Source organism: Pseudomonas sp. TH15 (assembly GCF_016651105.1).
Classification (GTDB): domain Bacteria; phylum Pseudomonadota; class Gammaproteobacteria; order Pseudomonadales; family Pseudomonadaceae; genus Aquipseudomonas.
In genome coordinates this window covers 2,778,399-2,802,477 of record NZ_JAEKEL010000001.1, presented here as the reverse complement: position 1 = coordinate 2,802,477, position 24,079 = coordinate 2,778,399, and the positions used below count along the sequence as shown (strand labels likewise).

Sequence of the window (24,079 nt, the reverse complement as noted above, 5' to 3'; positions counted from 1 at the left end):
CCACCGCCGCAGCGGCTACTCGGTCAGCCGTCGCAGTTGCTCGACCACGTAGTCCTGTTGCTCGTCGCTGAGCAACGGAAACAGCGGCAGGCTGATCGCCTCGGCGTAATAACGTTCAGCTTCCGGGAAATCGCCTTCAGCGAAACCCAGGTCACGATAGTACGGCTGCAAATGCACCGGAATGTAGTGCAGATTCACCCCGATCCCGGCCGCTCGCAAGCCTTCGAACACCTGCCGATGGCTGATGCTGATGCGATCAAGCTGCAAGCGCACCACATACAGGTGCCACGCCGACTCGGCCTCGGGCTGAGCGCTCGGCAAAGTCAGCGGCAAGTACGCCAGCAAGCGGTCGTAGCGGGCCACCAGTTCACGTCGGCGTGCGATAAAGTCATCGAGCTTGTTCAGTTGCGACAGCCCGAGGGCCGCTTGCAAATCGGTGATGCGGTAATTGAAGCCCAGTTCCACTTGCTGGTAATACCACGGGCCGTGGCTGGGTTCGGTCATCTGCGCGGGATCGCGGGTCATCCCATGGCTGCGCAAGCGTTGCAGGCGCTCGGCCAAGTCCCGGCGATTGGTCAGCACCATGCCACCTTCGGCGCTGGTGATGATTTTCACCGGATGAAAGCTAAACACCGTCATCGCCGCGAAATCACCGCAGCCCACCGGCCGGCCGGCATAGGACGCGCCGACCGCGTGAGAGGCATCTTCAATGATCGTGAAACCGTAGCGCTCGGCCAGTTCGGCGAGCATGCGCATGTCGCAACTCTGCCCGGCGAAGGCCACCGCCACCAACACTTTGGGCAGCGTGCCGTTGTCTTCCGCCGCTTCCAGCTTGGCCTTCAGCGCGTAGGCATCGAGGTTCCAGGTCAGCGGATCGATGTCGACGAAGTCCACCTCGGCGCCGCAGTAACGACCGCAATTGGCCGAGGCCAAAAAGGTGTTCGGCGTGGTCCACAACCGATCGCCCGGCCCGAGCCCTGCGGCCAGGCAAGCGATGTGCAGCGCCGCCGTGGCGTTACACACCGCCACTGCGAAATCAGCCTGGCAACGTTCGACCATGGCCTGTTCGAAACGCTCGATGGTCGGCCCCTGAGTCAGCCAGTCAGACTGCAACACGGCAACCACCGCATCGATGTCGACCTGATCGACGCTCTGCCGACCATAGGGAATCATGCCGACAGCTCCGCGTGTAGATCAGCGATCTGGCCAACCGAGAGGAAATGCGGGTTGGTGTCGGAGCGGTACTCGAAGTCTTCGCTGACCGGCCTGCCCTGCTCGCCCAACTTGTCCACGGCAAAATCCACGTCGACGCTGGTAAAGCGGATCGACGGCTGGATGGTGTAGTGATCGGCGAATTCCAGGGTCATGCGCGCATCGTCCAGCGGCACCATCAGTTCATGGAGCTTTTCCCCCGGACGAATCCCGACCGTTTTGTGCGGCAAGTGCTCGGCCATGCCCAGCGCCAGATCGACGATGCGAATCGACGGGATCTTCGGTACGAACACTTCACCGCCGTGCATCCGGGCAAAACTGTCGAGCACGAACTGCACACCGTGATCGAGGGTGATCCAGAAGCGCGTCATGCGTTCATCGGTGATCGGCAGTTCGGTCGCGCCTTCGTTGATCAACTTGCTGAAGAACGGCACCACCGAGCCTCGCGAACCGGCGACGTTGCCGTAGCGCACCACAGCAAAGCGGGTTTGTTGTTCACCGGCAATGTTGTTGGCGGCCACGAACAGTTTGTCCGACAGCAACTTGGTCGCGCCGTACAAGTTAATCGGGCTGGCCGCCTTATCGGTGGACAGAGCGACGACTTGCTTGACGCCATTGTCGATGGCGGCAGCGATGATGTTTTCCGCGCCGTTGACGTTGGTCCGAATGCATTCGGTCGGGTTGTATTCGGCGGCCGGCACTTGTTTGAGGGCCGCGGCATGCACCACGTAATCGATGCCGCGCATGGCCTGGCGCAAACGCTCGGCATCGCGCACATCACCCAAGAAGTAGCGCATGCACGGTGCGTTGAACGTCTGCTGCATCTCGTACTGTTTGAGCTCATCGCGGGAGAACACTACCACCCGCTTGGGCTGGTACTGCTCCAGCAAACGACGGATGAAATTGCGCCCGAACGAACCGGTGCCGCCGGAGATGAAAATCGATTTACCGTTGAACATGCCGTGAATCCTTTTAGGCGAGCAACTGTGCCCAGTTGATCGGAGTGCTTTCGCCTAGCGTAAAACCTTTACCGGTCAGGGCCAGGTTGGCGTTGTAGGCAGAGTCCTGAGCGAAGGCTGCGGACCATTTTTCCCGCAGTGCGGCGAGGCTCTGTGGCGCCTGTGGCAGTTCGCCGTTGTGAAGAACCTGAACCAGCGGCGTCCACACGACGAGATAGCCGGCCTGACCGGCCTTCAGGCACAGATCGACGTCACTGAAACCGTCGGCGAAGGTCTCTTCGTCCAGCCCACCCAAGGCGTCGAACAACTCTTTGCGTACCATCAGGCAGACTTTCGATACGGCGGAGTAATTCTGCTCCACGGCCAGGCGCTGCATGTATGCGCGGGCACCGTGTTTTTCCCCGACGAAAGCCGAACCGACTCCGCCGTTCAAGCCCAGAATCAGACCGGCCTGAGAGATTTTGCCGTCGCGGTCGACCAGCTTCGCGCCGACAATGCCGACTTCCGGGCGCTGGGCATGGTTGAGCAACGACTCGATCCAGTTCGGGTTGACCACTTCAGCATCCGCGGCCAACAACACCAGGTACTCGCCCTGCGTCTCTTGACTGGCGGCGTTGCACAGAGCCGCGTCGCTCAACGGTTGATCGGCATACAGCACCCGCACCTTGGCGTTCTGCAGTGTACCCAGCCAGTCATTGACGGCAGCCGACTGAGTCGGATTTGCCGCGATCAGCACTTCGTAGCGGGTGTAGCGGGTTCTGAGCAGCACGCCGTCCAGGCAACGTTGCAGCGCAGGCAGATCATCCCCGGCAGGCACGATGACCGACACCATCGGGCGCTCAGTGTGACGGTAATCGACCTGATAGGTGCCCGGCACCTCAGAGGTGATTTTGGCCTTGTAGCCACGGTTGCCCAAGTGACGCAGCAACGCCTGACGCTCATGGGCGTTTTCTTCCAACACTGGTGCCTGAGTGATCAGCAACGGTTCGTCCAGGTGCGCCAGACCGGCAAGGCCGCCCTGCTCGATGATGCGCAGCAGCAGGTCGAATTCCAGCGCCTTGCTGAAGTCCGACTGATAACCACCGACCTCAAGCAACACGTCCCGACGAATCAACCAGTGCCGGGCCATCAGGCTCGGCAGGCTTTGCAACAGATCGAGGTTGAAGCCCGGACGGAACACATCGACCATCGCGCCTTCGGCGGTACGCTGTATCTCGTCGGTGGCGACAGCGCGAATATCAGCGGCAGACATCAGCTCCAGACTGGCGCGCAACAGACCGCCAGCAGTGAACTCATCACCGGCTTGCGCCAGCAGCAGCCACTCGCATGGCGACTGGCGGGCGCTCTGGTTGAGCTTGTCGACAACGTTGTTTTGTGTGACCCGAACAAAGTGCAGGGTGTTTTGCGCGGAGGTCGCCGCCGGTGGTTCGCCGGTGGTGAAGACGACAATTTTGAAGGCCTTGCTGTGACCTTCGACCAAGCTGTCGAGGGTGACCTGCAACTTGTCGATGTCGTTGTCCAGGTCGAGCAGGAAGATGCCGAACTGCGGGCCGCCGTCGTTGGCCGCCAGGTGCCTGGCAATCAACTCGGTCTGTTGTGCATCGGGCTGGCGCGGCGCCAGCCACTTGAGCAAACGACCAGACGGCATGTTGTCGAAGGTGGCGTGATGATCCACAACCGACAACGCCTCAAGGCGCGCGATCCAGTCACGCATGGTCTGCGCTTCTTCGTCCTCGCCCAGCAGTTCCAGTTGGGCCGCCAGGCGCTTGACCACGGTGCGGTTGAACGCATTGCGGTCGTGGGCCTGCCACAAACGGTCGACCACACTTTCCGCGGTGTCGTTGTTGCGCGCGCGCAGCAAGTGCTCCTGCCGGGTCCACACACCTTCCAGGCGTTGCAACTGAACACGCCCGGCAGGCATGGCGTGCAGCATGAATTCCAACTCGGTCAACAGGTCGAAAAACACCTGATTGTAGAACGGCATTTCGACGTACTGCTTGGGGCCGAAACGACGGTCCGGGGCCTTCAGGGACTGGTTCCAGGTGGACTCGAAGATCAGCTCTGCGGTCAGCGCCCGCCCCGTGACCAGGCTGTCGGTCATGGCCGCGAAACTCTCCAGGGCAAACGCCTTGCCCTGCTCTGCATCGAGGTCCTTGATGCCGGTGGGCAACGAGGCCAGGAACTCGGCAAACGCTTCGCGCTCGGCCACCGATTTGGCATCGGTATAGGCCAGCGTGTGATACACCTCGGTGCTGTGCTCAGAGTCACCGTAGTTGATCTCACGCACCACGTAAGGGATCGGCAGGATGCGTGCCTTGGCGCTCGCCAACATGAAGTAAACATGGCCGATTTCCTGCCACTGGAAACTGGTGCCCGGCGGCAACAGCGCATACCAGGATTTCATCAGCGCGGTACGGGTCACCGCATAGAACGGCGGCACGTACTGATGCATGTAATCCAGGACCCGTTCCTGAGCACACTCGGACGAATAGTCTTCCTGTACTTTCTTGTCGCGACGGTAGTAGCTGACGCTGCCGCCGAGGGTCAGGTACATCAGGCAATAGCCGTGGCACATGCCGTAGTCGCGGTTTTCTTCGAGGAAGTCCACCGACTCGAACAGCGCTTCATGCACGATGAAGTCATCGTCGGCGGCCAACACCATGTAAGGCGTGGTGACTTGCTCCACGCCATAGGCCAGCTTCGCCTGGAAGCCACTGTAGGCAAATTGCGGCACGTGCCGGTAATCGACTTCAGGGATTTCGCCCTTGAAGTGCTCGGTAGCGGAGTCGAGCACCAGGACTTTGCAAGGCAAGGCACCGTAAAACTTCATCGCCCTGCGCAAAAAAGCCGGACGGTTGTGAGAAATCAACACCACCGTCAGCAGCTCATTGAGTGGCAACGTGTGCTCAGAAACGGACTTGCCTTGCATAACTTCTCCCCACAACCGGCGAAACGCCTGATTAACGCTTAAATGATGGTGCCCAATTAACGAACGCGACGCAGGTAGCCGTCCGGTGCAACGGTGAGCAGCAGTTTGTTCTGCATCTGCTGGTCGATTTCGAAGTTCTGGTTCTCTTCCAGGTACTTCCACACGGCGGTTTTCGGGTTATCGCCCGGGCCCCATGGACGGTCCGGGAAGAAGTCGGCCGGCATGTCTTCAACCACGGTGTCCATCACCACGCAGTAGCTGTCGACCGACACCAGTGGTGCGTAGAGGCGCAGTTCTTCCAGTACGTGATCGTGGGTGTGGTTGGAATCGAGCACCAGAATGACTTTCTTGCCTTCGGCCGCAGCACGAACCTGAGAGGCGATCGCCGGATCGATGCTCGAACCTTCGATCATCTTGATGCGCTTGCTCATCGGGTGGCTTTCGATGGCTTCGCGGTTGTGCGGGCGGATGTCCAGGTCGATGCCCAGTACTTCGCCGTGGCCTTGCAGTTCCAGCAGGGACGCGTAGTAGATGATCGAGCCGCCGTGGGCGATGCCGCATTCGATCACCAGGTCTGGCTTGACCTGCCAGATGATCTCTTGCATCGCCATCATGTCTTGCGGCAACTGGATGATCGGGCGGCCCATCCACGAGAAGTGGTAGCTGTACTTGTGCTTGGCCGATTCGTTGAAGAAATCCCGGGCCAGACCGGTCAGTTTCTGGTCATCGCCCTGACGCGCGATTTCTGTCTGGCACTCGGCTTCGAAGGCTTTATTGATGGTGTTGTCGGTCATGTTAAAAGTCTCAATAGTCACTGGAACGAAGCGCTGTCTACGGCGTGATAGACGTAGCGTCCACCGGTCATCCGCTTGATTTCTTCGAGGTAATTGGAGTTCATCACAAACAGGTTGGCGCCTTCGGGCAACGCATCCATGGCCTCTTGCGGCGAGGACACCCGCACGCCACTCAGAGGCAGATAACGCCCCTGCTTGGCCGGGTTGATGTCTACCACGCGATCCACCGCTACCCCGGCGCGTTGCAGGAACAGCGAATAGATCACGCCTTTGGACGACGCGCCCCAGATCGCCGAGCCCTGCTCTGGATTCGCCTGAATAATCTGCACCGCACGTTCAAGGCTGCTGGTGAAGTTCTGTGGCAGTTCCAGGCGTGGTACCGGTTGTTCCGGGCTCAGGCGCAAGGTCGACAGGTCGGCGACGATGTACAGGTATTGGCCACCGAACAGGTGACCGGCCTCATGCACGGTGCCGAACATCCGGCGCAGGTCATCGAGGCGGAAATAATTGACGTGCTCGTAGAACAGGTCGAACCAGGCGCGGTGTTCCAGAATCCAGTCGAAGCACGGCACTTCGATGTAGATCTGCCCGCCCTGATTGGCGTTGGCCATTTCGGTGAGAAAGCTCACCGGGTCCTGAATATGCTCCAGCACATGGCGCAGCACGATGGCGTCCGCCGCCAGGCCCAGGCCGCGAGTGAACGGGGCCTTGATCACATCGGCATTGCTGCCTTCGTAGGCCGGGTCGATGCCGGTGATGGCATAGCCCAGACCTTTCAGAAGTTCCAGGAAGTAACCTTTGCCACAGCCGACTTCGATCAGCTCCTGGCCCTTGAAGTGGCGGGCAATGATCCCTTCCACATCGCTCAGGTGCTGCTGGAACTGACCGGAATGGGCCTGCTCGTTCTGGTAATCGGCGTCGTAGCTGAGCTTGTCGGCATCGAAGGCCTGGTTGAAGATCAACCCGCTCTGCTCATCCTGCACCAGCACCATGTCGGCACTGGCGGAGGCCCGCGCCGATTCCGGGTCGGCGAAGGTGCGGTTTTGCAGCACCGGCAGGTCAGCGACCCGATACAACTCATGCTTCATGATTGCCTCCCAGCAGCTGTTGCAAACGGTCCGCCACGCCCCAGAACGCCATCGGTTCGTGGGTCGGATATGGGTAGTGGCCAAGGTTCAAACCGATGGAAGCGCCGCGTTCGCGCAATCGCTGTTCCACCAGCGTCCTGACCGATATCGGCTGGCCGCTGGAACAATTGACCAGTCCATCGAAATCCCGCTGTTGCAGGATCGCCGCCAAGTACCCGGCGGCGGTGTCGATGGCCAGGTAATCGCGCAGCTGTTCGCCGGCCGACATGTTGAACGTGTCGGCCCCGGCATCGATCGCCCGGTCCAGCGCCGCCAGCAAACTGTTGGGGTTCTGGCCCTCGCCATGCAGGTAAAACAGCCGCGCCCATTGCAGAGTGAACGGCTGAAGCCGCTGCAAATTTTCCAGAAACAGTCGCAGGGTATTTTTCGCCAAGCCGTATGGATTGCTCGGCTGCGGCGACGTCTGCTCGGTGAGCGGACCGCTTTGCATGCCATATTCGAAGCATGTGCCGGTGACCAGCACCTGCGACACGCCCGCCTCGACCGCACCCTTGATGAACCGGTAGTCGGCCATCAGGTTGTGCTCGAAATGGAACAGCGCCTGATAGTTCGGCAAACCGGGCCACGCCAGATGCGCCAAGGCGTCGACGCCAGCGGTCATCGCTGCGATGTCCAGGTCAGCGGCGTGAATATCCGCCGCGATGAACTCCACGTCATTGATCCACGGCAACGTTGCAGCGGTCTCGGCATTGCGCGCCACGGCGCGGACTTCGCAGCCACGGGCGAGCAACGCGGCAACCAGATGCCGGCCGACAAACCCGGTCGCTCCGGTGACCAGCACCTTCACAGGACGGTCAACTCGGGCACGGCAATCACGAAGCGGCCATCCCACTCGCGCACCTGTGCCAGTTGCTGACTGACTTCGTGTAACAGGTTCCATGGCAGGACCAGCACGTAATCCGGTTTTTCAAGATCGATCTGCGCCGGCGAGACAATCGGAATGCGGCTGCCCGGCAGGTACTTGCCCTGCTTGTGCGGGTTGGCATCAGCGACCCAGGCCAACAGGTCTGGCTTGACCCCGGCGTAGTTGAGCAAGGTGTTGCCCTTGGCGGCGGCGCCGTAACCGACCACGCGTTTGCCGTCGGCCTTGGCCTGCAACAGGAAGCGCAGCAGTTGGTGCTTGATGCGTTCGGCGGCCGGCGCCAGGGTCGCGTAGTACTCGACGGTTTTCACGCCTGCGGCCAGTTCGGCTTGCAACTGTTGCGGAACGGCTGGCTGCACGTCGCGACGTTCGCCATCGGCACGCTGAACGAACACCCGCAGCGAACCGCCGTGGGTCGACAACTGACTGACATCGAACACTTCCAGGCCATTGCGCGCGCACAACGTCTGCACAGCGGTCAGGGACAGGTAGGAATAGTGCTCGTGATACAGCGTGTCGAACTGCTGGCCAGCCATCAGCGTCAGCAGTTGCGGAAACTCGAAGGTCGCCACGCCGGTCGGTTTGAGCAGGGTCGCAAAACCGCCGAGGAAATCATTGATGTCCGGGACGTGGGCCAGCACATTGTTGGCGGCCATCAGGTCGGCGGACCAGCCGTCACTGACCAGTTGCAACGCAGTCTCGCGACCGAAGAACAGTTCACGAATCTCCAGGCCTTTTTCCCGGGCCGCTTGCGCGGTGCTGCGGGTTGGCTCGACGCCCAGGCAAGGAATGCCGCGCCCGGCGACGTACTGCAACAGGTAACCGTCATTGGCGGCGATTTCCACCACACGGCTGTCGGCTGTCAGGCCGAAGCGCTCGACCATCTCGGCCACATAGCGCTCGGCATGGGCCAGCCAGGTGCTGGAGAACGAACTGAAGTAGGCGTACTCGGCGTCGAACAGGCTGTCGGCGCTGGTGTAGTCCTCGGTCTGCACCAGCCAGCACCGCTGACACACCGCCACTTTCAACGGCACCCACTGCTCGGCTTGTTCTAGCTGATCAGCGCGCACGTAAGCGTTGGACGGCGGCGAGGTGCCGAGGTCGATCAGCGGCAAGGCCAGCGGCGTAGCGCAACCACGGCAGTTCATAGACGCACTCCAGCGAAGTGTTCGTCGAGCAAGGGATGGCTGGCGTCCCGGGCTGACAGATTATTGACAGGCAACGGCCAGGCAATCGCCAGCCGTGGATCGTTCACCGACAAACCACCTTCATGCGCAGGCGCGTAATCGGCGCTGTGCAGGTAGAGCAACTCGGCGTCATCGGTGAGGGTCTGGAAACCGTGGGCGAACCCGGCCGGGATCAGCAAGCTGCGCCCGTCGCCGGCCCGCAGGTGTTCGGCGTGCCAGTGCAGGAACGTCTCGGAGTCGGGGCGCAAATCCACCGCTACATCCCAGACTTCACCGCGCAGGCAAGTGATCAACTTGGCTTCCGGCGCATCGGCGTTTTGATAATGCAAACCGCGCACACTGCCGCGTGCACGGGTGCAGGAATGGTTGATCTGGCGAATATGAAACGCCTGGCCGAACGCGCTCAGGCTGCCTTCGCAGAACAGCCGGGCGAAGTGCCCGCGATCGTCTTCGAAGCGTTTGTGCTGCACGCTGAACAAGCCGTTCAGCGGCAACGCTGTTACTAAAAACTCGCTCACAGCGCGCCTCGGTACAGGTTCAATTGACCGAGGGTGACGGCGCGCATATCGGCGCCGTTTTGCCACGCCAAGTGCCAGTCGAGGGTCTGGGTCAGGCATTGCTGCAACGACCAGCGCGGCTGCCAGCCGAGCAATTGACGGGCGCGGCTGCTGTCCAGACGCAACAGACCGGCCTCATGCAACTCGCTCGGCTCGATGCGCAAACCACGGGCTTGCGGCCAGCGGCTGGCGAGCAGTTCGACCACTTCACCGACGCTGCACATGTCGGCTTCGCTCGGGCCGAAGTTCCATGCCCCGGCGTATTCCGGGCCTTGTTCGTAGAGGCCCGCAGCCAGTTGCAGATAGCCGGCCAGCGGCTCCAGCGCGTGCTGCCAAGGGCGCACGGCTTGCGGGTAACGCAGGGTCACTGGCTCGTCTGCCGACCAGGCCTTGAGCACGTCCGGGATCAGACGTTCCGGAGCAAAGTCGCCACCGCCCAGCACGTTGCCGGCGCGGGCCGTGGCCAAGGCCAGGCCATGTTCGTCATGCTTGGCGGCCGGGAAGAACGAGGCGGCGTAAGACTGCGCCAGCAATTCGCAGCAGGCCTTGCTGCTGCTGTAAGGGTCGTGGCCACCTAAGGCTTCGTCTTCGCGGTACGGCCACAGCCATTCCTTGTTGGCGTAGACCTTGTCGGTGGTCACCAGCACACAGGCACGGACGCAGCCAACCTGACGGATCGCTTCCAGCAGATTCAGGGTGCCCATGACGTTGCTGGAGTAGGTGCCCAGCGGATCGCGATAACCTTCACGCACCAGCGGTTGCGCCGCCAGGTGGAGGACGATCTCCGGCTCGGTGTCGGCGATGACTTCAAGCAAGGCGCCCAGGTCACGCAGGTCGCCGCGCTGATCGTTGATGCCTTCGTGCACCCGCGCCAGTTCAAACAGGCTCGGCTCGGTGGACGGATCAAGCGCGAACCCGCTGACTTCAGCGCCCAGGCTTTGCAGCCACAACGTCAGCCAACTGCCCTTGAAACCGGTGTGCCCGGTGACCAGAACCCGCTTGCCGCGCCAGAATTCCGGACTCAGTCCCATTGTTTCCATGGGGCCTCCCCGCTCAGCCACAGTGCTTCGAGGTGATTCTTGTCACGCAGGGTGTCCATCGGATGCCAGAAGCCGTCGTGCTGATAGGCCTGCAATTGCTCTTCGCTGGCCAGCGCCGCCAAGGGCTCGGACTCCCAGGAAGTTTGATCGTCGGCAATGTAGGGCAGCACTTTGGGCGACAGCACGAAGAAGCCGCCATTGATCCAGCCGCCATCACCGCGTGGTTTCTCGATAAAGCCTTTGACGCTGTCACCGTCGCGCTCCAGGGCGCCGTAGCGTCCCGGTGGTTGCACCGCAGTCACGGTAGCGAGCTTGCCGTGGGCCAGGTGAAAGTCCACCAGCGCGCCGATGTTGAGGTCTGAAACGCCATCACCGTAGGTGAAGCAGAAAGCCTGTTCGCCCTCCAGATAACGCGCGGCGCGGCGCAAGCGGCCACCGGTCATGGTGTCTTCGCCGGTGTCGATCAACGTGACGCGCCACGGCTCGCTGTAGTTCTGGTGAACGTCCATGCGGTTGTTGCACATGTCGAAGGTGACGTCGGAGGTGTGCAGGAAGTAGTTGGCGAAGAAGTCCTTGATCGCATAGCCCTTGTAGCCCAGGCAGATCACGAAATCATGAATTCCGTGCGCGGAGTACTGCTTCATGATGTGCCAGAGAATTGGCTTGCCGCCGATCTCGATCATCGGCTTGGGCTTGAGGTGCGACTCTTCACTGATGCGCGTGCCCAGGCCACCCGCCAAAATAACTGCCTTCATCCACTTTCCCTCTTGTTCGTCACAGGGCTCAGCCAAGCTGTATCAAGCTTTTGCAGGCCTTCTGGATAAAACGCTCAGCGCCGCTGCGAGCACTGCCGGCTATGCCGCCAATGCTCGTTTTATGGCGATATGGAGGGGTCTTGCAGGAAACGCGCCAGCTCCACAAGCCCCGCGTCAGCTGCGCGATGAGCCATGAAAAAAGGGATGAGTCCATCAGTGGATTCATCCCTTTCCTTGCGTCAGGTCAACGGGTTGAACGATTAGCCAAACATGGCGAACGCATCACTGCTGGCCGGCAACTCAAAGGCCTGACCATCGGCGGTCTGGATGTGCTCGATGGTGTTGGACCCCGCGTACCAACCTGCCAGTTTCACGCCGTTATCCGGCACACCGTTGTTGCCGTCGTTGGCGCTGTGCAAATAGGCATCGTTGCCGATGCGAGTCACGCTCAGCTGGCTGGCGTTGGCAATCGTGTTGAGGATCAGCGTGTCATTCTGGTCCAGGCCCACATCCTGAATCGTCACCAGCCCGGTCGTGTTCACCACGTAGGTGTCATCGCCCTGACCGCCATAAGCTCTGCCGCCAGAGGTCGACTGACCGGCTAGATTGAGGATCAACAGATCATTGCCCTCGTCACCGAACAGCATGTAGTTGCGCCCCGTGCCGGTGAGGATATCGTTGCCTTCACCGCCCCTGGCCTGACCGCCGACCATGGTGATGGTGTCGTTGCCTTCGTCACCGCTGGCGGAACTGGTCACATCAAAGGCATCGCTGACGATGACGTCGTCACCCGCGCCTCCCGACAGTCGGTCGCTGGCATAGCCTTGAGTATCGAGTCCGGACGCCAGCCCGCCATAAATGTGGTCGTTGCCGTCACCGCCGTAAAGCATGTCGAAGCCAGCCCCACCCTCGAGAATGTTGTCGCCCGAATCGCCATACAATTGGTCGTCGAACTGACTGCCGCGCAGGCCTTCGATATCAATGTAGGTGTGGTAAACCGCGTCACCGCTGCGAGGGGCCCAGCCGAGAGAAGCTGTCAGTCCTTCCTTGCTGTCTGCGTAACTGACGATGTCGATGCCGGCACCGCCATTCAAGACATCCCACCCCTTACCACCGGACAACACGTCATTGCCGGCACCCGAAATGATGATGTTGCTCTCATCATTGCCGTAGCCAGTGAAGTCGCCAGTGCCGGTGTAGGTGAGGTTTTCAACGAACGCACCCAGATGCAATTCCGACAGGTTGGTATAGACCTGATCGGTACCGCCCATGTAACCCTCGATTTCCTCGACGGTCACGCCCACACTGTTAATCGTGTAGACGTCATCACCCATGCCACCGGCCAAGGTCAGGCCACCTGAATTGGCGGTGAAATGGTCGGCGCCTGACGAGCCGATCACCTTCTCCACATTCAGCAGGCTGGAGCCCGCGCCGACCTCAACAGTGACCGCGTCGAACGAGTTCTGATAGCTCACCGTGTCGTAGCCACCGGCACCATCAATGATCATCGCCTGTTCGGCGGGTTGATTGAGATAGATCAGATCATCAAAGCTAGAACCCTCAATGGCTTCAATACCGGTGAAGGTGTCGCCGTAGGCAATGGTCAGCCAGTCGTAGTTGGAGTAGTCATTGACCCTCACCCCTTCAAGACTGTCGCTGTAGCTGACCGTGTCGTAGCCATCACCGCCAACGAAGTGATCGGCTCCATCACCGCCCCACAGCCAGTCGTTACCGGCGCCACCGATGATCTCGTTGTCGGTGGCGCTGCCGTAAGCCTTGAAGTCACCGATGCCGGTGAACGTCAGCTTCTCGACGTACGCGCTCATTTTGATGCTGTTGAGGTTGGTGCGCAGCTCGTCGTAGCCACCCCGGTTTTCTTCGATGACGGTCACGTCCTCGGCACTGACGATGTAGACATCATCACCGCTACTGCCCTCCAGGGTCACGCCACCCACCGAACTGGCGAATGTGTCGTTGGCAAAGGTCCCGACGATCTTCTCTACGCCCACCAGCGTATCGACCTTGCCGTCAGGTCCGGCGACGGTAGTCGCGCCATTGGCCAGTTCGACATTGATCCCCGCAGCTATTGCGTAATAGTTCACGGTGTCGAAGCCTTCCCCGCCATCGAGCAGGTCCGATCCCGCACTTGCCAGCAGGACATCATCCGACTCCAGTCCATAGAGTTGGTCATTGCCATCGGTGCCCAACAGCACGTCCGCTTCACTTGTTCCATTCACTACTGCCATTTACGTCTTCCTTGCGTTGTTGTTGAAAGCGGATCTGTCGGCAGAGAGCGACCGTTCAATCGTGCAATCCCTGCCTGATAAATAAACGAATGAAATGCTATCGACCGCAAAAATCCAAACCTTGAGCCTGCACAGGAAAATGTTGCGACGGGTGTGTAAGAAATTTTCTCCAGATACAAGAAAGGGCGAACCCGGAGATCGGGTTCGCCCTCGGCAGCATTTCCTGCCCCCTCGATCCCGTTGCAGGAACGAGGGTGTTTGATTCTGCGATCAGCCAAACATGGCAAGCGCGTCACTGTTGTCCGGCAGGTTGATGATTTCTCCATTCGCCGTCTGGATTTGCTCGAGGGTATCGGAACCGGCAAACCAGTCTTTAAGCTGCACACCTTCCTGCGGCGCTTCCCCCGGGTTGAAACTCGATCGGTGGCGATCAGACATCCTCGCGGCCAGCGCTCTAAACCCACGAATGTGTTGATATGCGCGAAGCTTGAGCCTCGGCAAAAAATGTATCGAGACCGATGCAAATACGATTTTCAAAGCAAAAAAAACAGGCGACTGCAAGAGTCGCCGGTTTTTCAGAGGAGCACGCGAGGTTCGGTCAATCTGCCAACCAGCCATACTCCCAGTAACGCAGGTTATCGCCACGCAACACGAAATCGCGCAGAACCACCTCTCGCAGTTCATCGCCCATGCGGTAGCTGGCATCCGGGTCAGCCAGGTGCATGCGGATAGCTTGCAGCCATTCATCGGTGGTGTTGGTCTTGATCCGGGTGGCAGGCAAATAACCCTGATAAGCCTTGGTATCGGTGCAGATCACCGGGTAGCCGCAAGCCCCGTATTCGAGCAGGCGCAGGTTGCTCTTGCAGTCGTTGAAGATGTGGAACTCAAGCGGCGCCAGTGCCAGGTCCAGGTTCAAACTGGCCAGTTTTGCCGGGTAGATATCCAGCCCGATCACACCGTGGAATTCATGCATATAAGGGCGCAATTCTTCAGGACACATACCGAAGAACACCCAATCGACTTCATTGGCCAGTTCGCGGACCACATCGGCAATCACCGCCAGATCTCCGTGGTGACTGGTACCGCCGCCCCAGCCGACCCGGGGTTTTTTCGAGGTGCGGCGCTGGCTGTTCATGTTGGTCCACAGATGTTTGGCCAGCATGTTAGGCACGACGCGAATGTCGTGGTGCATGTCTGACAATGCATCAGCCAGCGGCTGGGTCGACACCACCACACGGTCGCACAGACCAATCCCCCGACGGACCAGGCGCTCCATCTCATCCCTGGTCGGCATATTGCGGATGTGCTCATTCTTACGGGGAATATTGATGACATAGTCATCCAGCTCGTAGATTCGCCGAGCATTGGAGTAGGTTTTCAAGGGCGGAATATCCGCAACAGAGGTTTCGAAATATCGCCCCTGCAGAACGATAACGTCAGGTGACTGGCGCTCGACTTCAATAATCGACGGCATGCTGTAGCAAATACGCCCTTCGATTCTGTTGGCCGCCTCCAGCTCGATCAGCGGCTGGCTCATGCGGTAATGGCCTATGGCAGAGGCATTGATCGGCACAGCCAGGACATTCGGCAACTGCGCCTTGGAAAATGCCCTCCAACCGGTACGCAAGCCCGGCTCAAGACTGAAACAGGTTGCCCCGATACCGTGCAACGCCAGGTTAACGTTGTAAGCCGGGTCATGCGCAATGAGTGGCAGCCAGCGCTGGTAAAACGTGTCTTGCTCCTGAATGTTCTGCGCCAGGTCTTCTGCTGTGCCCTCAATGCTTGGTCGCTCACCGACTGCCAACGCGGCATAGGGATTCCACACCACCAGGTAGCCTTCCTGACCGACGCGCAGGCATAGATCCGCAATATTGAGCGCTTGTTTGAGGTCCTGCTCGTCGAGTCTGCCAACGGCCTCGAAGACCGACTTGCGAATCATCAGGCAATCGCCGCCTACTGCGCTGAGGTCATGCACTGCCTGCAGACGAAACATGTACCCGTCCGCCTGCATCGGCTGACCATAGAACGGCAAACCGACCGGTCCCTGCAAACCGAGAATCAGGCCAGCGTGCAGCAAACAACCGTCCGGATTGAACAACTTGGCACCGACCACACCGACTTCCGGACGCTGCGCGTGATTAAGCAGTTCGTCCAGCCAATCGGCCTGGGTGATCACCGCGAAGGAGTTGAGCATCAACACGTACTCGCCGCGCGCCTGCCCTACCGCAAAGTTGTGCAAAGCCGCAGCGTTGCCCTTTTGCGGGTAGCTCACCACGCGAATCCGGTCACTGCCCAACTGCGCCATGCCTTCCAGCCAGGCCTGCGCTTCGGCGCTTTCGCTGGCGTTGTCGACCAAGAGCAATTCGTACTCGGTGTAAGCGGTCTTCTCCAGTAGCGTCTCGACACAGCGCTGCAAAGCGGCGGTCTGATCCTGAGTGACAATGATCACCGACACCAGCGGGCGTCGAGCGTGATGATAGTCAACCCGATTGAGCAACTCGCAGTTGCCGCGGCGAATTTCATGAGCAATTCCCAGACGCTGCAGATGCGCTTCGAGCAGCCGCGGGTTTTGCTTCATTACACCGGGTTCGGCAAGCCATTTGGAGAAATCGAACTTCGACTCCAGCAACACTTCGGCGATATGACCGACGACTTGTATGCCGTCGCTCTCAACCATCCGCCACAACACATCATGGGGGCCAACTCGACGAACGTCGGTTCAAACCCGCCAAGCGCCAGAAACCGTTCACGCTGGAACGCCAGGGCACGCCCAACGTACGGATAACTGCGCATCAGGTCCAGGTTGAAGTCAGGTTTGAAAGCAGGCTCCGCCGGCTCGCCACTGCGCAGACTGCCTTCGTCGCTGTACAGACAGGTCAGCGTCGGGGTGTGAGCGATCCGGTCGGCCATGACCAACAACGCTGGCATTACCGGGCGATCCCCCGCCTGCAGCAGGTAGAACCAGTCGGCGCCATCCAGTTGCGCCAACAATGTGTTGATCTGCTCAAGGCCCTCGCCCTGCAACGGCATGCGAAACACTCGCCCGTCCAGCTCTGCCTCGGTACAGGAAGCAGACAGCACCAGAATCAGTTCTGGCAGGTAGTCCTGTGCGGCGAGTGCCTCCAGCGTGCGCTCAAGGCCATCGCGACTGCCCTTGGCATCGACGATGATCGGTACTATGCGGGGTTGCTGCGGCCAGCCGGCGAGCGTTTCCGGCAACAACTTGCGCTGCCCCTCGGTGAGCACCCGGCATTGCAACCACTGCGCGTAGAGTTCGCCAAAACTATTGCTGTCGACACCGACGCTCCACTCCTGACGGCTCTGCTTGGTGCCGAGTGTGCGACTCAGGGGCAGCTCCTCCCAGACCCGAGGATTCTCATCGGCTTTGGTCAAGGGAATGTAGCGAACCCAGCCCTGCGCAGGTGCCGACTCGCCGCTACGCACCTTGAGCATTTGCGTGAGCCATTCACGCTCTACTTCAACCGCATCCTTCATCGATTGTGTCGCGCTCAAACGCTCCGGATAGAGTCGCTCGGCACTGAGTACATTATTGGATACCGCCAGATTGCCGCGCCGCAGCAGGCAGACGTACAGGGCAAAATCCAGAGTCGCGACGAAGCAGCAGTCTTCTTGAGTCAATGCCGGCAACAGCTCGACAACATCGGCGCGCCGGAACAATGCATTACTGAATCCGCCGAGGACGTTGACCGGGAATTTCTCAAATATCCCCAATACGTCATCCCCATTGAGCAATCCGCTGGACGGCGACAACGAGGTATTTTCCAGACGCGTCGGCAGGATGATGTCGTTTGCATCCCAGAGCAGTCGCTGAGCGGTGACCAGACTGACTTCGTCGCGCAACATTTCATGCGCCTGCTGCTCGATGCAGTTCGAATATAGAAGATCGTCGTCACACAAAAACTTGATGAATTCGCCCTGCGCCTCTTCCAGGCACGCTTGCAGATTACCGACCATCCCCAGTGTCCGCGGGTTGCGCACGTAACGCACTGCACAACCGGTTTGCTCGACCACCGACACGACTACGTCTTCAATGCCGTTGCCACGGCTATCGTCGCAGACAATGATCTCGAAATTGCCATAACTCTGGCCGACGGCGCTGCGCAATGCCTGGTCGAAAAAACGCGGATTGAAGGCAGGGATGACAATACTGACAAGGGGAAGTGAATTCACGGCGGGCTCACAAGCGGCGGGAACCCGCCCAGGACAGCGAGCCCTCTGAAACCGCGAAAAAAGACGATAAGTACAGAAGGGTCAGGGCTAACGGGCGCTTGCGCGCCCGGTCACCTTTAGATCTTGTTGAACAGGCCCAGTGACGTGATCTTGCTGAAGGCCAGTTGCGCCGCTTGCAACATGGTTTGCTGCAAGGTCAGGCGGGTCATCACTTCAGCCGGATCGGAGTCGCGAATCGACGACTGGGTCGTGGTGTTCGCCAGGACCAGGCTCTGGTTAGTCGTGGATTGATCGTCCAGCGATTGCCCTCGCGAACCAATCGACGTAAGCGCCGAGCCCACCTGATTGCTGGCGCTGTCGATGTTGTTAAGCCCCGAGTCCATGGCCGCCTGAAACTGTTGTTTGGCAACCGGATTGCCGTCAACTGGCGTATTCATTGCCGTGACCATCTTGCCCAGGGTATCGAGCACGTTCTGGGTCTGGTGATCGTTGGACTGGATCGAGAACTGGTCACCGCTCGCCGGTGGTGTGGCGCCACCCAAAGTGAAGGTCACACCCGCAGCCGTCGCCGTGCTGCCCGTCACGGTGCCGGACGACACTGGCCTGCTATCGGTGGTCACCGGTGCCGCATACAGGTCAAAGGCTGTGGCGCTGGTGAACTTGAGGACCGCCCCACCCGCCGGGAATGCGTTGTTGTAGTCCGTCGTGTTGGTCACGCTGGAGCCGGTGATGACCGCCGTCGAGGGGTTGCCAGCGCTACGCGTAGTGTTGAAGGTATCCGGCGTGGCCGACAACTGGAACGTGTGGCCGGCAATCACCGCATCCGGGTTGGTATCACCGGTTTTGAGGTTGATGTTCAGGCTCAGGTCAACGCCACGGAAGCTTACGGTCTGGTTGGCGCCGTTGCTGTTGCTGAACGCACCGTTCGCGCTGGCTTCAGTGGTGACGTCGTTGCCCAGCGAATCGGTAATCTTCAGTTGGGTACTGCTCAGGAAGCTGACGGTGTACGGCTCTCCGCTGGCAAACTTGGCGTTGTACGTTGTGCTGCTGCTCACCTGACCATTGGACAAAACCACTCGACCATCATCCACCGCTGGAGCGGTCATGGAGGTCTGGGTACGACTAGTATTGATAGTCTGCTGGAACGCATCCCAACCGGTGGTGTTGGTGGCCACCGTCAAACCATCGCCAACGGTCAGGTTGATGCTGCTCTGGTCACCGTTGTAGGTGTAGGTGCCATCAGAATTCTGGGAGTACGGCGGGGTGTCGGTTTTCGAACCGGAAAACAGGTAGTTGCCGTTCGAATCCTTGGAATTCATCAGTCCGGCGACTTGCTGCTGGATTTGGCTCATTTCCGCTGCATAGGCCTTACGGTCGGCGTCGGTGGCGTTGCCACTCGCCGCGCTGAGACCCAACTCCTTGGCGCGCTGCAAAGCCGTGCTGATGGAATCCAGCGTGGTTTCCTGCAGGCTCAACGAGCTCTTGGTACTGTCGATGTTGGTGCTGTACTGATCAAGCGCCGCACTCTGCTGGCCGAGCTTGAGCAGACGCCCGGCACCGATCGGATCATCGGCGGCGGTGTTGATGCGCGTCAGGCTGCTGGCTTCGGCGCTGGTTGCGATCGCCTGGTTGAAGTTACGCTGATAGTTGGCAGCGGTTGTATCGTAATACTGGCTTGTAGAAATGCGCATGAATTACGACTCCTTAAAGGGCATTGATCAGCGTGCTGAAGGTTTCTTGCGCAGCCTTGATGATCTGCGAAGACGCGGTGTAGTACTGCTGGTATTTGACCAGGTTGCCGGTTTCCTCATCCAGGTTGACCCCCGAGTTCGAATCACGGGCGCTTTTGGCCTGGGTCAGGATCGCCGTGGTGGCGTCGCTGTCCGATTTGCCCTGCGCAGCCTTCGCGCCGACATTGGTCACCAGTGTGCCGTAAGCGTCGACCAGGCTGATGCCCTTGCTCGCCGTGCCGGTATCCACTGTCTGCTTGGTTTGCAGCGCCGTCAGCGCTTGTGCGTTACGGTTATCCGAGGACGCGGCACCCGTCAGCGAAATGCTGAAGCTTTCGTTCTTGGCTGGCGAGCCACCGACTGTGGTCTGCATCGTGAACGATTGCTGGACCGGTGGGGTGCCGCCGTCGGTGATCGGGTTACCACTGGCATCGACCATCGGCACTGTAAGGTTCAGGGTATTGCTCTGGCCCGGGACAATATTCCCGGAACTCAGCAGGCCACCCTTGGCATCAACCAGGGTATAGGGCTGGCTGCCACCGGCAGCGTCACCGAAAATGATCTTGACCGGCGTCGAGTACTTGAGCCCGGTCTGCATTTGCGCCTGGGAAGCCGGGTTATAGATGTCGATGGTGCTGGTCAGCGTTGGCTGGGTGTAGGTACCGGTGTTGTTGGCACTGGTCACGCCGGTCAACGGCGCGGCGGCGGCGACTTTCTTCGGGTCGGAGAGTACGGTCTGAATGTTCTCTGCCGCGCCACGGGTCGGGGTCACCTTGAAGCTGTCGCCGGCGCTCATCGCGCCGCCGCCATTCAGGGCCATGGTGAAACCGTCGATCACCGGCGGCGGTGTCGTTGTGGTGCTGAACGAGCCCATGTCAGTGCCGTCGGAGCGCTTGACGCTGTAGTCGGTCGGGCTGCTGAACGTCACCTGATAATCACTGGTGGTCAGCTGGCCTGTGTCCTTGATGGTGACGTTCAGGTTGCCGGAACCGGTGCTGTTGCCCGCGTTGGCAATGCTGCGCTGACTGATCAGGGCGGCACTGTTGATGTTGTTGAAAATCGCCGCGCCGAAATCACCGTTCTTGTCGATGCCCTGGGCCTGTTGGCTGTTCACTTGGTCAGCCATGACCAGCGCCACACGCCCCAGCTCATTGAGCGAAGGGTCGAGCACATCTTTGCGATAGTTCAGCAAACCACCGATCGAGCCGCCGCTGACCACCGAGGTAATGTCGATAGTGCTGGAGCCACGATCCAACTGCAGCGCCATGCGCGACGGATCGTCTTTGCTCGGCACAGTGCCCAGGGTGTTGGTGGTGTTGCCGATCACCAACGGCTGGCCGCTGCCGACGTAGATGTCATAGCTGGAGCCGCGCTCGACCACTTGAGCGCCGACCAGTTGGGACAACTGACGCACCGCTTCGTTACGGGAGTCGAGCATGTCGTTTGGTTGGCCACCGCTGGTGGAGACCTCACCAATTTTCTGGTTGAGGTTGGCAATCGTGGTGGCCAGTTTATTCACCTGGGACGCCATGTCGCCAAGGCTGCCGTTGAGCGTGGTGTTCTGATCGTTCAACTGCTGGGCGATGGTGTTGAAGCGGCTGGTCAGCGCCTGGGCACCGGTCAGCACTCCTTGACGCGAAGTGTCGTCAGTTGCCGAGGTCGAAACGCCCTGCATCGAGGTGAAAAATTTCTGCAACACGCCGGTCAAACCGGTGTTGGTGTCGGACAGCGTAGCGTCAAGCGGCGTAGCCTGAGCCAGGTACGACGAAGCTTCACTGTCAAGCGAAGTGGCGGTGCGCAACTGTGCATCGAGGTAGGAGTTGTACACCCGGCGCACATCGGCCAGGGTCGTCCCGGTGCCGATAAACACGTTACCGACCTGCTGTGAGGAGTTGGTGGTCTGCACCGTTTGCTGACGTGAATAACCGGCGGTGTCGACGTTGGCAATGTTGTTGCCCGTCACAGCCAAAGAGGATGAGCTAGCCGCTAGCCCCGACATCCCGATATTGAGCAAACTCATGGTTCAGACCTTATGCCTTGTGCCTATAGAGGCGTGGTGGAAACGCCCGCCGCAGCGTAGTTTTGGTAACTCGTCATCTGCTTGGCTATTTGCGAAATCTTGTTCGCGTAGTTCGGGTCGGTTGCATAACCGGCCTTTTGCAACTCGCGTACAAACTGTTCTGGGTTATCGGCCGACTTCACCACATCTTGATAGCGATTATTGGTTTGCAGCAAAGTTACAAGGTCGTGGAAGCTGTCCTTGTAAGAGGCATAGGAACGGAACTCAGCCGTCTCCTTGACCATTGCGCCATCCTTGAACTCGCTGGTGATTGCCCGCGCCGAATCGCCGGTCCAACTGCTGCCGGCCTTGATGCCAAACAAGTTGTGACTGCTGCTGCCATCCTGGGCGCGCATGACCGATTTTCCCCAGCCGGTTTCCAGTGCCGCTTGCGCCACGAGGTAACGCGGATCGACACCGATGCGAGCGGCGGCTTCTTTGGCCATCGGCAGCATGGTGTTGACGAATTCGTCGGCGGAACTGAAAGCTTTCTTCGCCGGCGCCAGAGGAATCTGCGCCATGGCGCGACCGTAAATCTGCATCTGCCCGCCGGAAGCTTTGTCGCTTTCAGCGCGAGCCAGCCAATCGCCGTTGTACAGGGCGCCAGAACCGGTCGCAGCGGTGGTAGCTGTGGTGGTGGCGCGTTGCGGCAGCTGCGTGTTGGTCGCCGTTGTCGTGGCGGATGGCACCAGCCCGGCGAGCAAACGATCGGCCAGTTTCGGCGGCAAGGCCAGACGACGCTGGTTGATCATTGCCATGTCGTTGCTGTGCGCCAGCTGCGTGTTCGGCGCCTTCACCGAGCGCGACGCCCACAACGGACGCTGGCCATTGAGGCGCGACAACGGACCATTGGTGGCCGTCGTGCCAGCGGCTATCGGGGTTGGCACGGCCGCTTTCGCCGCTTCCTGCTTGGCCGCAGATGCAGCCGCAGCCTCACCCGGTGCCAGCGGTTTGTTCTTCGACATCTGGCGCATCAACACGTCGGCCAGACCGATACCACCGCCCTGGCGAGACATGGAAACGGCCAACTGCTGGTCGTACATTTCCTGGTACTGCTTGGCAGCTGGCGTGTTGAGCGGATTGTCCTTGCCTAGCGTTTCGGTGGCCGAGCGCATGGACTTGAGCATTTCACCGAGGAACAGCGACTCGAACTCCTGCGCCACCTTGCGCATGTTGGCGTCGCTGTTCTTGTCACCGACCTTGAGCTGGTTCAGGCGATTGAGGTCCGAGTAAGAACCCGAATCACTGGTGCCGACGGTATTGCCATTGCGCATATCCACCATGGTCGCCGTCCTCAGATCACGATCAGGTCGGCTTGCAGCGCGCCGGCCTGTTTCAGTGCTTCGAGGATGGCCATCAAGTCTCCCGGCGCCGCGCCGACCTGGTTCACCGCACGCACGATTTCGTCGAGGGTGGTGCCCGGGCCGAATTTAAACATCGGCTTGGCCTCTTGCTGGGCGTTGATCCGCGAGCGCGGCACGACCGCCGTCTGCCCGTTGGACAAAGGGCCGGGCTGACTGACGATCGGGTCTTCGGTGATGGTCACGGTCAGGCTGCCGTGGGTTACGGCGGCCGGGGAAACCTTGACGTTTTGGCCGATCACGATGGTGCCGGTACGGGAGTTGATGATGACTTTCGCCACCGCTTGACCCGGATCGACTTCAAGGTTTTCAAGGATCGACAAGTAGTCGACACGCTGGCTCGGGTCCAAAGGTGCCGAGACGCGAATCGAACCGCCGTCGATAGCCTGGGCAACGCCAGGGCCGAGCATGTCGTTGATCTTGTCGACCACGCGCTTGGCGGTGGTGAAGTCCGAACGGTTGAGGTTCAGGGTCAGGCTGTTGCCCTGGTTGAAGCCGCTCGGCACCGAACGTTCAACCGACGCACCACCCGGGATACGACCGGCCGACGGAACGTTAACGGTGATCTTGGAACCGTCACGACCTTCAGCATCGAAACCACCGACCACCAGGTTGCCCTGGGCGATGGCGTAGACGTTGCCGTCGATACCTTTGAGTGGCGTCAGCAGCAAGGTGCCGCCGCGCAGGCTCTTGGAGTTACCGATGGACGAAACCGTGATATCCACCAACTGACCCGGCTTGGCGAACGCCGGCAAATCGGCACTGATCGACACCGCCGCGACGTTCTTCAACTGCACGTTGCCCGAACCCGCCGGCACCTTGATGCCGAACTGCGAGAGCATGTTGTTGAAGGTCTGCAGGGTGAACGGGGTCTGCGTCGTCTGGTCACCGGTGCCGTTAAGCCCGACCACCAGGCCGTAACCGATCAATTGGTTGGTCCGCACGCCGGAAATGCTGGCGATGTCTTTCAGCCGCTCGGCTTGAGCGTTGAAGGCTGCGGACAGCAACAGGGCGGCCACCATCAGGTGTTTAAGATTCAACGTAGCCAC

The 24,079-nt window shown here is 60.0% G+C and carries 16 protein-coding genes and 1 pseudogene; all 17 read right to left on the bottom strand.

Features of this window, described 5'->3' with window-relative positions; genetic code table 11:
• Positions 1-15: 15 nt before the first annotated feature.
• The 17 genes and pseudogenes from pseC to JFT87_RS12615 all read right to left on the bottom strand — a co-directional run bounded on the left by pseC (position 16) and on the right by JFT87_RS12615 (position 24,052).
• On the bottom strand, positions 16-1,173 hold the full coding sequence (pseC, locus tag JFT87_RS12695; protein WP_201201744.1) for a UDP-4-amino-4,6-dideoxy-N-acetyl-beta-L-altrosamine transaminase: 1,158 nt from the start codon (positions 1,171-1,173) through the stop codon (positions 16-18).
• Positions 1,170-2,171, bottom strand: a complete 1,002-nt coding sequence (gene pseB / locus JFT87_RS12690) for a UDP-N-acetylglucosamine 4,6-dehydratase (inverting) (protein ID WP_201201737.1) — start codon at positions 2,169-2,171, stop codon at positions 1,170-1,172. Before pseB ends, pseC begins: the two co-directional genes overlap by 4 nt.
• A gap of 13 nt (positions 2,172-2,184) precedes the next feature.
• Complete coding sequence (locus JFT87_RS12685) at positions 2,185-5,100, bottom strand: TIGR00180 family glycosyltransferase (protein WP_201201729.1); 2,916 nt, start codon at positions 5,098-5,100, stop codon at positions 2,185-2,187.
• Positions 5,101-5,156: 56 nt separating this feature from the next.
• Complete coding sequence (locus JFT87_RS12680) at positions 5,157-5,894, bottom strand: cephalosporin hydroxylase family protein (protein ID WP_201201727.1); 738 nt, start codon at positions 5,892-5,894, stop codon at positions 5,157-5,159.
• Between the two features lie 17 nt (positions 5,895-5,911).
• Positions 5,912-6,982 carry a class I SAM-dependent methyltransferase gene (locus tag JFT87_RS12675; RefSeq protein ID WP_201201725.1) on the bottom strand — a complete coding sequence of 357 codons (1,071 nt, stop codon included), beginning with the start codon at positions 6,980-6,982 and terminating at the stop codon, positions 5,912-5,914.
• Complete coding sequence (locus JFT87_RS12670; protein WP_201201724.1) at positions 6,972-7,829, bottom strand: NAD-dependent epimerase/dehydratase family protein; 858 nt, start codon at positions 7,827-7,829, stop codon at positions 6,972-6,974. The genes JFT87_RS12675 and JFT87_RS12670 overlap by 11 nt, the downstream gene beginning before the upstream one ends.
• Positions 7,826-9,052 (bottom strand): class I SAM-dependent methyltransferase, encoded by a 1,227-nt coding sequence (locus JFT87_RS12665; RefSeq protein ID WP_201201722.1) that lies wholly within the window; start codon positions 9,050-9,052, stop codon positions 7,826-7,828. The genes JFT87_RS12670 and JFT87_RS12665 overlap by 4 nt, the downstream gene beginning before the upstream one ends.
• Positions 9,049-9,609 carry a dTDP-4-dehydrorhamnose 3,5-epimerase family protein gene (locus JFT87_RS12660; protein ID WP_201201720.1) on the bottom strand — a complete coding sequence of 187 codons (561 nt, stop codon included), beginning with the start codon at positions 9,607-9,609 and terminating at the stop codon, positions 9,049-9,051. Before JFT87_RS12660 ends, JFT87_RS12665 begins: the two co-directional genes overlap by 4 nt.
• The gene (rfbG, locus tag JFT87_RS12655) at positions 9,606-10,688 is read right to left on the bottom strand and encodes a CDP-glucose 4,6-dehydratase (RefSeq protein ID WP_201201718.1); all 1,083 of its coding nucleotides are present in this window, start codon (positions 10,686-10,688) and stop codon (positions 9,606-9,608) included. Before rfbG ends, JFT87_RS12660 begins: the two co-directional genes overlap by 4 nt.
• Entirely contained in the window at positions 10,670-11,443 is a 774-nt protein-coding gene (gene rfbF / locus JFT87_RS12650) for a glucose-1-phosphate cytidylyltransferase (protein ID WP_201201716.1), read from the bottom strand. Before rfbF ends, rfbG begins: the two co-directional genes overlap by 19 nt.
• A 260-nt stretch (positions 11,444-11,703) precedes the next feature.
• On the bottom strand, positions 11,704-13,689 hold the full coding sequence (locus tag JFT87_RS12645; protein WP_201201715.1) for a calcium-binding protein: 1,986 nt from the start codon (positions 13,687-13,689) through the stop codon (positions 11,704-11,706).
• 270 nt (positions 13,690-13,959) lie between these two features.
• Positions 13,960-14,127: a hypothetical protein gene (locus JFT87_RS12640; protein ID WP_201201714.1), complete on the bottom strand. Its 168-nt coding sequence runs from the start codon at positions 14,125-14,127 to the stop codon at positions 13,960-13,962.
• Positions 14,128-14,287: 160 nt separating this feature from the next.
• Positions 14,288-17,880, bottom strand: a pseudogene (locus tag JFT87_RS12635) (glycosyltransferase).
• Between the two features lie 116 nt (positions 17,881-17,996).
• Complete coding sequence (locus tag JFT87_RS12630; RefSeq protein ID WP_201201713.1) at positions 17,997-19,571, bottom strand: flagellar hook-associated protein 3; 1,575 nt, start codon at positions 19,569-19,571, stop codon at positions 17,997-17,999.
• A gap of 13 nt (positions 19,572-19,584) precedes the next feature.
• On the bottom strand, positions 19,585-21,630 hold the full coding sequence (flgK, locus tag JFT87_RS12625) for a flagellar hook-associated protein FlgK (protein WP_201201712.1): 2,046 nt from the start codon (positions 21,628-21,630) through the stop codon (positions 19,585-19,587).
• A 23-nt stretch (positions 21,631-21,653) separates the two neighbouring features.
• The gene (gene flgJ / locus JFT87_RS12620; RefSeq protein WP_446739731.1) at positions 21,654-22,943 is read right to left on the bottom strand and encodes a flagellar assembly peptidoglycan hydrolase FlgJ; all 1,290 of its coding nucleotides are present in this window, start codon (positions 22,941-22,943) and stop codon (positions 21,654-21,656) included.
• A 20-nt stretch (positions 22,944-22,963) separates the two neighbouring features.
• Complete coding sequence (locus JFT87_RS12615; protein WP_201205176.1) at positions 22,964-24,052, bottom strand: flagellar basal body P-ring protein FlgI; 1,089 nt, start codon at positions 24,050-24,052, stop codon at positions 22,964-22,966.
• Positions 24,053-24,079: the final 27 nt, after the last annotated feature.

What these genes read in the sequence shown, in the direction of transcription:
- rfbG (WP_201201718.1), bottom strand. Translation starts at nt 10,688, where the DNA reads ATGGAAACAATGGGACTGAGTCCGGAATTCTGGCGCGGCAAGCGGGTT.
- JFT87_RS12685 (WP_201201729.1), bottom strand. Translation starts at nt 5,100, where the DNA reads ATGCAAGGCAAGTCCGTTTCTGAGCACACGTTGCCACTCAATGAGCTG.
- JFT87_RS12665 (WP_201201722.1), bottom strand. Translation starts at nt 9,052, where the DNA reads ATGAACTGCCGTGGTTGCGCTACGCCGCTGGCCTTGCCGCTGATCGAC.
- flgJ (WP_446739731.1), bottom strand. Translation starts at nt 22,943, where the DNA reads ATGCGCAATGGCAATACCGTCGGCACCAGTGATTCGGGTTCTTACTCG.
- flgK (WP_201201712.1), bottom strand. Translation starts at nt 21,630, where the DNA reads ATGAGTTTGCTCAATATCGGGATGTCGGGGCTAGCGGCTAGCTCATCC.
- JFT87_RS12630 (WP_201201713.1), bottom strand. Translation starts at nt 19,571, where the DNA reads ATGCGCATTTCTACAAGCCAGTATTACGATACAACCGCTGCCAACTAT.
- pseB (WP_201201737.1), bottom strand. Translation starts at nt 2,171, where the DNA reads ATGTTCAACGGTAAATCGATTTTCATCTCCGGCGGCACCGGTTCGTTC.
- JFT87_RS12680 (WP_201201727.1), bottom strand. Translation starts at nt 5,894, where the DNA reads ATGACCGACAACACCATCAATAAAGCCTTCGAAGCCGAGTGCCAGACA.
- pseC (WP_201201744.1), bottom strand. Translation starts at nt 1,173, where the DNA reads ATGATTCCCTATGGTCGGCAGAGCGTCGATCAGGTCGACATCGATGCG.
- JFT87_RS12675 (WP_201201725.1), bottom strand. Translation starts at nt 6,982, where the DNA reads ATGAAGCATGAGTTGTATCGGGTCGCTGACCTGCCGGTGCTGCAAAAC.
- JFT87_RS12640 (WP_201201714.1), bottom strand. Translation starts at nt 14,127, where the DNA reads ATGTCTGATCGCCACCGATCGAGTTTCAACCCGGGGGAAGCGCCGCAG.
- rfbF (WP_201201716.1), bottom strand. Translation starts at nt 11,443, where the DNA reads ATGAAGGCAGTTATTTTGGCGGGTGGCCTGGGCACGCGCATCAGTGAA.
- JFT87_RS12645 (WP_201201715.1), bottom strand. Translation starts at nt 13,689, where the DNA reads ATGGCAGTAGTGAATGGAACAAGTGAAGCGGACGTGCTGTTGGGCACC.
- JFT87_RS12615 (WP_201205176.1), bottom strand. Translation starts at nt 24,052, where the DNA reads ATGGTGGCCGCCCTGTTGCTGTCCGCAGCCTTCAACGCTCAAGCCGAG.